The sequence below is a fragment of the Microbacterium indicum DSM 19969 genome, from assembly GCF_000422385.1.
In the GTDB taxonomy this organism is placed as follows: Bacteria; Actinomycetota; Actinomycetes; order Actinomycetales; family Microbacteriaceae; genus Microbacterium; species Microbacterium indicum.
Genome location: NZ_AULR01000001.1, coordinates 168,524 through 180,926, shown reverse-complemented (window position 1 = coordinate 180,926; position 12,403 = coordinate 168,524). Strand labels below are relative to the sequence as shown.

Sequence of the window (12,403 nt, the reverse complement as noted above, 5' to 3'; positions counted from 1 at the left end):
CGGGTCAGCGGCCCATTCCGGCGTAGGTCCAGCCGGCGGCGCGCCACGCGGCGGGGTCGAGCACGTTGCGGCCGTCGAAGATGACGGGGCGCGCGACCTTGGCGGCGGTCTCCGCGGGGTCGAGCTCGCGGAACTGCTTCCATTCGGTCACGACGGCGACGGCCTCGGATCCCTCGAGCGCCGCGTCGAGCGAGTCGGCGTAGGAGAGCTGCGGGTGCAGGCGGCGGGCGTTCTCGATCGCCTCGGGGTCGTACGCGACGACCTCGGCGCCGAGGCCCTTGAGGCGCACGGCGACGTCGAGGGCGGGCGAGTCGCGGATGTCGTCGCTGTCGGGCTTGAACGCGAGGCCGAGGACGGCGACGCGCTTGCCGAAGACGGATCCGTCGAACGAGTCGACCACGAGGTCGACGACGCGCTGGCGGCGGCGGAGGTTGATCTCGTCGATCTCCTTGAGGAAGGCGAGCGAGTCGCCCTTGCCGAGCTCCTCGGCGCGGGCCGTGAAGGCGCGGATGTCCTTGGGGAGGCAGCCGCCGCCGAAGCCGACGCCCGCGTTGAGGAACTTGCGGCCGATGCGCGCGTCGTAGCCGATCGCGTCGGCGAGCTGCGTGACGTCGGCGCCCGTGACCTCGGCGATCTCGGCCATCGCGTTGATGAACGAGATCTTCGTGGCGAGGAACGAGTTGGCCGAGATCTTCACGAGCTCGGCGGTCGCGTAGTCCATGACGAGGCGCGGCGTCTCGCGCTCGAGGATCGACGCGTAGACCGCGTCGAGCGTCGCGACGTCCTCGTCGCGCGTCGCGTCGGCGACGCCGTAGACGAGGCGGTCGGGGTCGACGGTGTCCTTGACGGCGAAGCCCTCGCGCAGGAACTCGGGGTTCCACGCGAGGTGCGCGCCCGTGGGGGCGACGATCTCGGCGAGGCGGGCGGCCGTGCCCACGGGGACGGTCGACTTGCCCGCGATGAGCGAGCCCGCCTTGAGGTGCGGCACGAGGGATGCGACCGACGCGTCGACGTAGGTCAGGTCGGCGCCCTGGCCGTCCTTGCGCTGCGGGGTGCCGACGCCGATGAAGTGGACGTCGGCGTCGGCCGCGGCCGCGAAGTCGGTCGAGAAGGTCAGGCGGCCCGAGTCGATGCCGGCCTGGAGGATCTCGGTGAACCCGGGCTCGTGGAAGGGCGCGACGCCCTGGGAGAGCTTGGCGATCTTCGCCTCGTCGACGTCGATGCCGACGACCGTGTGGCCGAGCGAGGCCATGGAGGCCGCGTGGACGGCTCCGAGGTAACCGCAACCGATCACGCTGAGCTGCATGGGGATACTCCTTGAATACCGATCGAGAGATGCCCGTCCATCCTGCCATGCGGCACCCGGGAGACGGCGTTCCGCTGATCGTGCAGGGCGCGTCGTTATCGTGTAATCGCCATGACCTCCTCCTCGCACCCCCTGCTCTCGGTCGTGATCCCCACGCACGACGTGCGTCCGTGGATCCGCCAGACCCTCGACTCGGTCCTGCGCCAGCGCGGCGACGACATGGAGGTCATCGTCGTCGACGACCGATCGACCGATGGGACCGCCGCGTTCGCCCGGACGTACGCCGAGCGCGACCCGCGCGTGACGGTCATCGCGTCGCCGACCCCGGGCGGCGGATCCGCGCGCAACGCCGGCGCCGAACGCGCCCGCGGCCGCTACCTCGTCTTCGCCGACGGCGACGACCTGATCCCCGACGGCGCCTACACGGCCCTCGTCGAGAGCCTCGAGGCGTCGGGATCCGACGTCGCGATCGGCGACTATCTGAAGTTCCGCGCCGTGGACACGTGGCGCCCGACGGCGGCGATGCCCGCGTTCCAGCGTCCGGCGCGGGGCGTGACGCTCGCCGACGAGCCGACGTTGCTGTACAGCCGCCCGTGCTGGAACAAGGCGTATCGCACCGACTTCTGGCGCGAGGCGGGCATCGCGTTCCCCGACGTGCCGCGGTCGAACGACATCGTGCCGATGGTGCGCTCCTACCTCGCGGCGCGCGCGATCGACGTCGTCGAGGACGTCGTCTACGTCTACCGCGAGCGCCCCGGCGCCGGATCCATGACGGCGCAGGCCGGCGCCGCGACCTCGCTCGTCAGCTATCTGACGCAGGAGACCGCGTGCGCCGAGCTCGTCGCCGCGTCGGGCGACGAGGCGCTGCGCGCCGTGCACGCCAACCTCGTGTGGGATCGCGACGGGTACGTCGCCGTCGCGAAGCACCTCGCGGCATGGACCGAGGCGACGGATGGCGACGCCGAGGTCGAGGCGGCGCTGCGGGGCCTCCTCGCGGCGACGGCGGAGCCCGGCGCGCAGACGGCCCCGCTCAAGCGCCTCGCGATCGAGCTCGCGGCCCGCGGATCCTTCGCCGCGGCGCACCTCGTGGCTCAGATCGAGCGCGGCCACGTCGACGCGTCGGCCGACGGCGGCCTCGTCGTGTCCTCGTGGCGCGCGCTCCTCGCCGAACCCGACCTCGCCGACCTCCCGCAGGAGGCGCGCGAGATCCTCGTCGAGCGGCTCTCGCGACAGCTGACGCACGCGCGACCCTCCGGATCGGCCTGGCGCGCCGTCCTCGGCGAAGCGCGCGCCGAGCTGGGGGAGCGGGTCGCTCTCTTCGCCCCGGACGCGTTCGCGGACCCGTCGGGCGACGCGCGACGCGACGCGCTGCGCGCCGAGCTCGCGGGGCGAGTCGATGCGATCGCCGGCGGACACCTGCTCGCGATCGAGGGCGTCTCGGCGCGGCGCGACGGCGTCACGCCCGCGCTCTTCGACGGCGAGGCGGCGATCGCGGCGGGCGAGCCGCGCCTGCTCGAGCCCGCGAGCGTCACCTGGACCGAGGCCGCCGACGGCACGTGGCGCTGGGCCATCGCCTACACGACGCCGCTCGTCCCGCTCCACAGGCCGCTGACCCCCGTGCTCGTGGCGGGCGGCGACGTCGTCCCGGTGCTCGGGGCCCCCGAGCTTCCGCCCTACACACCGCGCGACGGCTTCCTCTACGACGTCGTCGACGGCGTGCCGGTGATCCGCCGCAGGCGGCACTGGGCGCCGCGGGCCGCGCGCCGCGGCGCGATCGTCGCTATCGAGCGCCTGCGCTCCGCGACACGTCGCTGAGCAGCGCCGAGTAGCTGCGCGACACGTCCCACGGGGCGATCCCCGCGAGGAACGCGTCGAACGACGCGTCGTCGACGCCCGCGAACAGATCCGGATCCGCCAGCAGATCGGCGATCGACGCCGCCGGATCCGCCGGGTCGAAGAACGCGACCCACGGCTCGGCCGAGAACTGCTCGCGCAGGAACGGGTCGCCGGGCAGCACGACGGGCACGCGGAAGGTCGCCGCGAGGTGCACGCTTCCCGAGTTGAGGATCGCGCGGTAGGGGAACACCGCGACGTCGGCCGCGCCGAACCAGCCGGCCATGTCGCCGTCGTCGACGAACGACAGCTGCGTCACGGCGTGGACCTCGTCGGGGATCGAGGCCGCGAAGTCGTCGGCCGACATGCCCTTCACCTGCCCCGCGAGGAGCAGGGCGATGTCGGCGCGCTCGGCCGCCGACGCCGCGGCCGTCACGAGGGCGTCGACGCCCTTGTACGGGCGGATCTGGCCGAGGAAGAGGACGGCGCGCTCGCCGTCGCCGAGACCGAACGCCGCGCGCGAGGCGTCGCGCGGCGCGCGGGTGTCGTAGATCCCCTCGTAGCTCGGGTGGGGCAGCACGCGGATGCGGTCCTCGGGAAGGTCGACGACATCGGCGAGGGCCGCGCGGGTGTGCGGCGCCATGACGTGGATCGCGTCGGCAGCGGCCGCGATCGTCTGCATGAGGCGCACCTCGAGATCGCGGAAGGTGAGCTCGTGCGGCAGGCGGTTGTGCACCGTCCAGACGACCCCGACTCCGCGGCCGCGGAGGCGCGCGAGACCGTCGCGCATCGCCGACAGGCGCTGCCGCGCGGCGCTCTCCGTCGGCGCCTGCTGGAGGATCGGCGTCGTCCAGTGCAGGTGCAGGACGTCGCCGCGCTCGAGCTCCCGAGCGTGCGACACGAGGTCGTCGTAGGTGTTCGCCCGCACGATGCGGTACCCGTCGGCTGCGGCCGCGAGCTGCAGCAGGTTGAGGAACGGGTTGTCGTTGTACGACGGGAAGACGAGCACGTGCGGGCCGGGGCGCATGAGGTCGATCGTAGGGGCGGCGGCTGGGGGATCCCGTCGTCAGCGCGCTCATAACGGTGTCGCAATCCATTCACATCTGTCACACTGGTCACCATGCGTCGCACGCACATGCCCTCTCACGCCGCCCGGAGAGCACGCGCGCTCCTCTCCGCGGCCGCTGTGGTGATCCTCGGATCCGCCCTCCTGCCGAACGCCGCCTTCGCCGACGAGACGCCGACCCCGACGCCGGAGGCGACGACGTCGGCCACCGCGACGCCGTCGCCCGAGGCGATCGACACGACCGAACCCGAAGCGACGGCGGAGCCTGAGCCGACAGCGACGCGCGAGGCGACCGCGACGGCGACGCCCGAGCCGACGACGGAGCCCAGCGCGACGCCGGAGCCGACGCCCGAGGCGACGGAGGACGTCGACGACCTCGGGATCCCGACGCCCCTCGCAGGCGACTACATCGGCTCGAACACCGAGGACGAGGCCGACCCCGGCGACTACAGCGCGACGTTGGGCCAGGACAGCGGCGAGATCGGCAGCGTCGAGGCGTATTCGCTCAAGAGCTTCCAGGCCGGCAACCTCATCAGCGACAAGGCCATGTACACGTCGGGCACGATGTCGGCCTCGACGATCCAGGCGTTCTTCGAGAAGAAGGTCCCGAAGTGCTCCTCGGGGTACACCTGCCTCAAGGACTTCCGCCAGACCACGATCTCGAAGTCGAAGAACAGCTACTGCACCGGCACCTACACGGGCGCGCGGAACGAGTCGGCGGCGACGATCATCTCGAAGGTCGCGAAGGCCTGCAACGTGAGCGAGAAGGTGCTCATCGTCATGCTCCAGAAGGAGCAGGGCCTCGTGACGCACGTGTGGCCGAGCGACTGGCGCTACGACACCGCGATGGGCTACGCCTGCCCCGACACGGGCCCCGGCGGGTCGGCGAACTGCAACTCGACGTACTTCGGATTCCAGAACCAGATGTACATGGCGGCCTACCAGCTGCAGCGGTACTCGAAGGACTCGTACTTCAACTGGTACCCCGTCGGTAAGACCTCGCAGGTGCGCTACGACGTCGAGACGTCGTGCGGATCCGGCCCCGTCTACATCCAGAACAAGGCCACGGCGGCGATGTACTACTACACGCCCTACCAGCCCAACCGGGCGTCGCTGAACGCCGGCTACGGCGTGGGCGACAGCTGCTCGTCGTACGGCAACCGCAACTTCGTGAACTATTACACCGACTGGTTCGGGTCGACGCAGACCGGCGGTGGAACCGGCGTCTCGACACCGGGCTACACCGTGAAGGGCGCGATCAAGACCGCCTGGGACAAGGCCAAGAGCACCCTCGGTCAGCCCACGATGAACGAGAGCTGCGGGCTGCCCCAGAACGGCTGCTACCAGAACTTCCAGAACGGCAAGATCTACTGGCGTCCGGGGCACTCGGCCTTCTCGGTGTCTGGCGCGATCCTCGTCAGGTGGCAGTCGCAGAACTATGAGCGCGGCATCCTCGGCTACCCCACCTCGAACCAGAGCTGCGGCCTGCCTCAGGGCGGCTGCTACCAGAACTTCGAGAACGGGAAGATCTACCGCACCACGAGTTCGACGGCGTACATCGTCCGCAGCTCGATCCTGAACGCCTGGGCGAAGCAGGGATACGAACGCGGCGACCTCGGCTACCCGACGGCGAACCAGAGCTGCGGGCTCGCGCAGGGCGGGTGCCTCCAGACCTTCCAGAACGGTCGCATCTACTGGAAGCCGGGCCGCACTTCGCAGGTCGTTTCCGGATCGATCCTCAACGCGTGGACGAAGCGCGGAGCCGAGCACGGCACGCTCGGATACCCGCAGAACGACGCGTGGTGCAAGCTGCCGCAGGGCGGCTGCTACCAGAACTTCGACGGCGGCAAGATCTACTGGCGTCCGGGATCGGTGTCGCACGCCGTGACGGACGCGATCCTGAACCAGTGGAAGGCGACGGGCTACGAGCGCGGGCGCCTCGGCTATCCGACGAGCGGGGCGACGACCAACAAGAACGGCGTCGTGGTCCAGCGCTTCGAGCACGGGCGGATCACCTGGAAGAGCGGGCGCGGCACGCGCGTCGTCTACAACTGATGCGGCGCACATGACCTGGTTGGGGGCGCTGCCCGCGGCCCTCGCGGCGCTCGTCGTCGTCCTGGCGCCAGGGCTCGTCGCCACCGCACCGCTGCGGGCGGGCCTCCTCGCGCGCGCGGGCCTCGCGGGGCTCGCAGGCGTCGGCTCGTGGGGTGTCGCGGGCGCCCTCGCGGGAGCGGCGGGCCTGTCCTTCCGGGCCTGGCAGGCGCTCGTCCCGGCCGTCGTCTTCGCGCTCATCGCGTGGGGGGTGCGCCGTCTGGCTCCGGCGCTCGTGATCACGCCCGCGCGCCTCGGACGCTGGGCGGCGCCGGCGTGGATCCTCGGTGCCGCTGTCGTGGCGATCGTCGCCTTCGCGGGCGTCCCCGACGCCGATCGCATCTCGCAGACGTACGACAACGTCTTCCACCTGTCCGCCACGACGGCGATCCTCGACGGGTTCTCGCCCTCTCCCTTCACCCTGCGATCGCTCATCGAGACCGCGGACTCGGGGCTCGCCTACTACCCGGACGGCTGGCACCTCATGGCGGCCGCGACGGTGCAGCTCAGCGGGTCGACGGTCGCGGTCGCGTTCAACGCGCTCTGGCTCGTCGTGGCCGTCGCCGTGTGGCTCCCCGGCGTCGCCTGGCTCGCGCAGGTGATCCTGCCCGGCCGCTCCGCGGGCCTCGTCGGGCTCGTCGCGCTCCCACTCGGGGCCGCGTTCGGCGCGTACCCGTACGCGCTTCTCGCCTGGGGGACGATCTACCCGACCTTCCTCGCTCACGCCCTCCTGCCCGCGGCCGTCGCCGTGACGATCGTCGCGATACGCGGTGCGCTCGTCGCGCGTCATCGTGCGCGGGCCGTCCTCGTCGCGGCGATCGCCGTGCTCCTGGCCGTCGGCGCGATCGGGGTCGCGCATCCGCGCGTGCTCGCGACATGGGCGCTGATCGGGATCCCCTTCGTCGTGGCCGTGCTCGCCGGCGCGTACCGGCGCGCCGTGCAGAGCGGCGGTCGACGTCGCACGATCGCGCGGCGCTGGCTCCTCTGGTCGATCGCCGTCGCCGTCGCGGCGTTCGCCGCGGCATTCGCCTACGCCGTCGTCGGCCTGGGCCTGTTCGACGAACCCCTCGCCGACCGGCTGAACGGGCCGCAGGCCCTCTCGGTGCAGCCGCTGTGGCAGGGCATCGTCGAGGTCGTGATGCAGCAGTCGCTCACGACGGGCGCTCCCGCCGTGACCTGGCCCGCCATCCCGCTCGCGATCGTCGTGGCGGCCGGGGCCATCGCGGCGTGGCGGCGCAGGGGAGCTCGCTGGATCGTCGTCGCCGCGGCCGTCACGGCGGCGCTCTTCGTGCTCGCCGCGGGGTCTGACGATCCCGTCACGAAGATCCTCACGGGCACCTGGTACAAGGATCGCTTCCGCCTCGCGGCCGCGATCCCCGTCCTCGCGGTCCCGCTCGCGGCCCTCGGCACCGTCTCGATCGTCCGCTGGCTGCGCGGGGCGCGGCGCGCGGGAGAGAAGGCGATCGCCCTCGCCGTCGCGGCGGCGATCGCCGTCTCATCGGCGCTGACGCTCGGGCTCACGGGGATGACGCAGGCGACGGCCGACGCGTTCGCGCTGCCGACCGATCGCGCGGCCTGGGAGGTCGTCTCGCAGCGGCAGATCGACTTCCAGCGCGACGTCGTCGCCTCGATCGTCCCGGACGACCAGCGCGTGCTGGGCGATCCCTGGGACGGCTCCGCGCTCACGGGCCTGTACGCGGGCCGCGAGCCCGTCTTCCCGCACGTCAACGGGCAGTGGGATCCCGCGCGCCTCGTCCTCGCCTGGCATCTGCAGGACATCGACACGGATCCCGCCGTGTGCGCGGCGCTCGACGAGCTGCGCGTGCGGTACGTGCTGTACGACCCGCACGAGTTCGGCGGGGGAGACCCGTCGGGCAACCACTTCCCGGGGCCGCACGCCGCGGTCGAGCGCGGGCTCTTCACGGAGGTCGCCAGCGACGGCGGGTCGACCCTGTACGAGATCACCCAGTGCGGGCCCCTGCCCTGACGCGCCGCTCACAGGCGCGGGCGCCGCTGTCTGGAAGAATGAGGACATGGACACCGATCTTCTTGTCGTCGGCTCCGGCTTCTTCGGCCTGACCATCGCTGAGCGGGCCGCACAGGCCGGCCGCAAGGTCACCGTGATCGACCGGCGCACCCACATCGGCGGCAACGCCTACAGCGAGGCCGAGCCCGAGACCGGCATCGAGGTGCACCGCTACGGAGCCCACCTCTTCCACACCTCGAACGAGACGGTGTGGGAGTACGTCAACCGCTTCACGACGTTCACGAACTACGTGCACCGCGTGTACTCGAACCACGCCGGCGTCGTGTACCCCCTCCCCGTGAACCTCGGCACGATCAACCAGTTCTTCCAGGCGGCCTACTCGCCCGACGAGGCCCGCGCGCTGATCCACGAGCAGGCCGGCGAGTTCGACGTCGCGACCGCCAAGAACTTCTACGAGAAGGGGGTCGCCCTCGTCGGGCGTCCGCTGTTCGAGGCGTTCTTCGCGCACTACACGGCCAAGCAGTGGCAGACCTCGCCCGAGAAGCTCTCCGGCGACATCGTGAGCCGCCTCCCCGTGCGCTACAACTACGACAACCGGTACTTCAACGACACGCACGAGGGCCTGCCCACCGACGGCTACACGGCCTGGCTCGAGCGCATGGCCGACCACGCCAACATCACGGTGAAGCTCGACACCGACTTCTTCGACGAGTCGCAGCCCTACAGCAAGAAGGCCGCGGTCGGCCAGGTGCCCGTCGTGTACACGGGGCCCGTCGACCGGTACTTCGACTACGCCGAGGGCTTCCTGCAGTGGCGCACGCTCGACTTCGAGCAGGAGGTGCTGAACGTCGGCGACTTCCAGGGCACCCCCGTCATGAACTACCCCGACGCCGACGTGCCGTTCACGCGCATCCATGAGTTCAAGCACTTCCACCCCGAGCGCGCCGAGACGTACCCGGGCGACAAGACGGTCATCATGCGCGAGTTCTCGCGCTTCGCCGAGAAGAACGACGAGCCGTACTACCCCGTCAACACCGACGACGACCGCGCGGGTCTCCTGGCGTACCGCGAGCTCGCGAAGGGCGAGAGCGACGTGCACTTCGGCGGCCGCCTCGGCACGTACAAGTACCTCGACATGCACATGGCCATCGGGTCGGCGCTCTCCATGTGGCGCAACGACTTCGGCGGATCGAACGACTGACGAGATCGGGATCGCGCGCGGTGAGCGAGCAGACGCCGCAAGGTGAGCGCCTCGGGGTGCGTCGCGTCGACGACGCCCTCGTGGTCCCCACGGTGCGCGATCCCGATGACGCCTCGATCCTCCGGGGCGGCGTGTACGGTGCCGACGGCTACGTCGCCGGCACCGCGATCAACCGCCGCTCGGGAGATCACGGGGAGCCGCTCCCCGCATCGCGCGTGCCCGCGACCGCGCGGGACGGCTCGGTCGTCGAGGGCGTCTTCGGCGGTCCGCTCACCAATCACTTCGGGCACTTCCTCCTCGAGTCGCTTCCGCGTCTCTGGTACGCGGCTCGGCACCCCGAGCTTCCGGTCGTCTGGGAGAACTCGGTCGACGCCCCGGGCGGCGTGGAGCTCCTCGGCTGGCAGCGGGAGATCCTCGACATCATCGGCGTGCGCAACGCTCACGTGGCCGTCGCCGAGCCCACGCGCTTCCCGATCCTGCACGTGCCCGACATCGGGTATCGGTACGACGACTGGATCCATCCGCAGCACGCGGCCTTCCTCGCGCAGTACGAGGGGCCCGCGCCGGAGCCGGGGCGCCGTGTGTGGCTCTCGCGCGGCTCGCTCGAGCGTGGGGCGCGTGACGAGTCGTCCGCGGTCGCCGAGCGCCACCTCGCCGACGCCGGCTGGCGGATCGTCGTCCCGGAGGCCCTGACCGTGGCCGAGCAGCTCGACGAGCTCTCGCGCGCCGAGACGATCGCGGGCGAGGAGGGGTCCGCCTTCCATCTCCTGCTGCTCATGCGCTCGGTCGCGGGGCGCCGCTTCCGGGTGATCCGCCGCCGCGGCCCCGAGCATCGCAACTTCCGCACGATCGGCGACGCCCGCGGCGTCGACCAGGAGTTCTTCTCGCTCGCCGGCGAGCGCATCGTCGAGGCCGAGGGGCGCGTCGTGCGCAAGTTCTCCCGTAACGCCGTCGCCCTGCTCGACGCCCTCGAGGTGCCGGTCGCGGCGCGGCGGCACCCGATCCGCGGAGACAAGGCGGCCGTCGCGCTCATCCGCTCGACGGGCGTCGACCGTCTCCTCGACATCGGCGCACGGCGCCTGTACGCGGCGCAGGTCTCCGGGGTCCAGACGGCGCTCGTCGTCTCGACGCGCCTCGAGGACGACCCGCGCGCCGTGGCGAAGCTCGCGGGGCGCGTCGACGAGCTGCCGTACGCGCTCTACGTCGAGACCTTCGTGACGGGGGATCGGCCGACCTACGGCATGATCCGGGTCGACGGCGGATCCGCCGCCGACATCGCGCGCGACGTCGCGGCCGCCGAGCCCAACGCGACGCCGGACACCGTGTGGGTGCTGCCCGACACGGACGACGGGCGAAGCGTCGCGTTCGACCTCGGTGAGCGAGTGGGACAGCGCGTCCAGCTCATCCGCGAGGGCGACGACGCTGCCATCGCCGTCGCGGGCGCCGACCTGGGGGAGCCGATCGAGCGGCCGGCTCCGGCGCCCTGGTACCGCGGCATCGTCTCGCGCCTGCGCCGCCGGTAGGGCGACGCGGCACATCACAGATCCACAAGCCGGGGCAACGACGCGCATACGGTCCTCCGGTTGCATGGCATGCATGCCCGCCTCATCTCATGAAGGGGCAGCGCCCGAGCTGCTCCTTCCCGAACGTTCTCGCCTGCTCCATATCGGCCTGCCCAAGACCGGCACGACGGCGCTCCAGCGCACCGCCGTCGCGCGGCACGGCGCGCTCAAGCGCGCGGGGGTCCTGTACCCGCGGGGCCTCACGAACCGCCACGACCACCTCATGCCCGTCGCCTCGCTCATGGGCATGCGGCTCGCCGAGACCGACGGCGTTCCGGGTCCCGAGCACTGGTCGGACCTGCGCCGGCGCGTCGACTCCGAGACCGAGCGCCGCGTCTGGATCTCGCACGAGTGGATCGCCGAGAGCGACGACGACCAGGCGCGGCGATTCCGCGACGAGCTCGGAGAGGACCTGCACGTCGTCGTCTCGGTCCGCCAGTTCGGCTCGATCCTGACCGCGACGTGGCAGGAGTTCCTCAAGACGACGATGCTGCACACCTTCGACGACTGGCTCGCCTACACGCTGACGGATCGCCCTGCGCCCGACCCGCACACGCGGTGGCAGGTGAAGCACGTCGCGATGCGCGCCGAGCAGGGCGCGATCGTCGAGCGCTGGGCGCGCGTCGTCGGCGCCGACAACGTCACGGTCGTCGTCGTCGACCCGGCGCACCGCGACAACCTGACGGGTGCGTTCGAGGGCATGCTCGGCCTGCCCGCGGGCATGCTCGACGTCGCCGACGACGGCGGCGTCGCGAACCGCGGCATGACGGTCGGCGAGGCCTCGCTCATGCTCGCGCTCAACGAGGCGTACGAAGCGCCGGAGACCTCCTTCGAGAAGCGGAAGGGGCGCCTGCCGATCGCGCTGCCGCAGGCGATCCTCGAGCGCCGGCCGCGCGGCGACGAGGCGGTTCTCGCGCTCCCGGGGTGGGCGGCCGACCTCGCCGACGCGGCGAGCCGGCGCCACGCGGACGAGATCGCCGCGACCGGCGTGCGGGTGGTCGGCGATCTCGACGCCCTGCGGATCGCGAGCCGGGCGACTGACGCGCCCCATCACAACGACGCGACCGACGTTCCCGTCGACGTGGCCGTCGCGGTCGCACGCGGGATCGTCCGCGACCACCGCGCGGAGCAGGCCGCCGCGGCGGCCGTGGCCACGACCGCCCTCGCGACGGCGCAGCGCGAGCAGGCGCGGCTCGCGGCCGAGCGCGACCGCCTGCGCCACGAGCTGCGGCTGCGCGAGGGCCCGCTCGTCGGCGAGCTGCGCGCCGCCGACCTCGTTCGGGAAGCGGCGCGGCGCGTCGCGCGGAGGCTTCGCGGCGGCTGAGCGGCCCCGATTAGGATCGGGGGAGGGCGCGCG

At 71.9% G+C, this 12,403-nt stretch carries 8 protein-coding genes; 6 read left to right on the top strand and 2 right to left on the bottom strand.

What is annotated here, in order from left to right:
* Positions 1-4: 4 nt before the first annotated feature.
* Positions 5-1,306 (bottom strand): UDP-glucose dehydrogenase family protein, encoded by a 1,302-nt coding sequence (locus tag H576_RS0100760; RefSeq protein WP_029149326.1) that lies wholly within the window; start codon positions 1,304-1,306, stop codon positions 5-7.
* Between the two features lie 111 nt (positions 1,307-1,417).
* On the opposite strand from H576_RS0100760, the gene H576_RS16000 reads away from it, so the two are divergent.
* Entirely contained in the window at positions 1,418-3,121 is a 1,704-nt protein-coding gene (locus H576_RS16000; RefSeq protein ID WP_051171964.1) for a glycosyltransferase family 2 protein, read from the top strand.
* On the opposite strand, the gene H576_RS0100750 is transcribed toward H576_RS16000, so the two are convergent.
* Positions 3,087-4,166: a glycosyltransferase gene (locus H576_RS0100750; protein WP_029149325.1), complete on the bottom strand. Its 1,080-nt coding sequence runs from the start codon at positions 4,164-4,166 to the stop codon at positions 3,087-3,089. The genes H576_RS16000 and H576_RS0100750 overlap by 35 nt on opposite strands.
* A gap of 93 nt (positions 4,167-4,259) precedes the next feature.
* Between H576_RS0100750 and H576_RS15995 the strand changes: the two genes are divergently transcribed.
* The 5 genes from H576_RS15995 (at position 4,260) to H576_RS0100725 (ending at position 12,370) form a co-directional block, all read left to right on the top strand.
* On the top strand, positions 4,260-6,260 hold the full coding sequence (locus H576_RS15995) for an LGFP repeat-containing protein (protein WP_156888051.1): 2,001 nt from the start codon (positions 4,260-4,262) through the stop codon (positions 6,258-6,260).
* Between the two features lie 10 nt (positions 6,261-6,270).
* The gene (locus H576_RS0100740; RefSeq protein WP_029149324.1) at positions 6,271-8,283 is read left to right on the top strand and encodes a DUF6541 family protein; all 2,013 of its coding nucleotides are present in this window, start codon (positions 6,271-6,273) and stop codon (positions 8,281-8,283) included.
* A 46-nt stretch (positions 8,284-8,329) separates the two neighbouring features.
* Complete coding sequence (gene glf / locus H576_RS0100735) at positions 8,330-9,484, top strand: UDP-galactopyranose mutase (protein WP_029149323.1); 1,155 nt, start codon at positions 8,330-8,332, stop codon at positions 9,482-9,484.
* A 20-nt stretch (positions 9,485-9,504) separates the two neighbouring features.
* Positions 9,505-11,007: a glycosyltransferase 61 family protein gene (locus H576_RS15990; protein ID WP_029149322.1), complete on the top strand. Its 1,503-nt coding sequence runs from the start codon at positions 9,505-9,507 to the stop codon at positions 11,005-11,007.
* Positions 11,008-11,080: 73 nt separating this feature from the next.
* Complete coding sequence (locus tag H576_RS0100725; protein WP_029149321.1) at positions 11,081-12,370, top strand: hypothetical protein; 1,290 nt, start codon at positions 11,081-11,083, stop codon at positions 12,368-12,370.
* The last annotated feature ends 33 nt before the right edge of the window (positions 12,371-12,403 follow it).

Bases quoted from the DNA above. Each gene is read 5' to 3' on its own strand.
- H576_RS0100725 (WP_029149321.1), top strand. From the start codon at position 11,081: ATGCCCGCCTCATCTCATGAAGGGGCAGCGCCCGAGCTGCTCCTTCCC.
- H576_RS0100740 (WP_029149324.1), top strand. From the start codon at position 6,271: ATGACCTGGTTGGGGGCGCTGCCCGCGGCCCTCGCGGCGCTCGTCGTC.
- H576_RS0100760 (WP_029149326.1), bottom strand. From the start codon at position 1,306: ATGCAGCTCAGCGTGATCGGTTGCGGTTACCTCGGAGCCGTCCACGCG.
- H576_RS0100750 (WP_029149325.1), bottom strand. From the start codon at position 4,166: ATGCGCCCCGGCCCGCACGTGCTCGTCTTCCCGTCGTACAACGACAAC.
- H576_RS15995 (WP_156888051.1), top strand. From the start codon at position 4,260: ATGCGTCGCACGCACATGCCCTCTCACGCCGCCCGGAGAGCACGCGCG.
- H576_RS16000 (WP_051171964.1), top strand. From the start codon at position 1,418: ATGACCTCCTCCTCGCACCCCCTGCTCTCGGTCGTGATCCCCACGCAC.
- glf (WP_029149323.1), top strand. From the start codon at position 8,330: ATGGACACCGATCTTCTTGTCGTCGGCTCCGGCTTCTTCGGCCTGACC.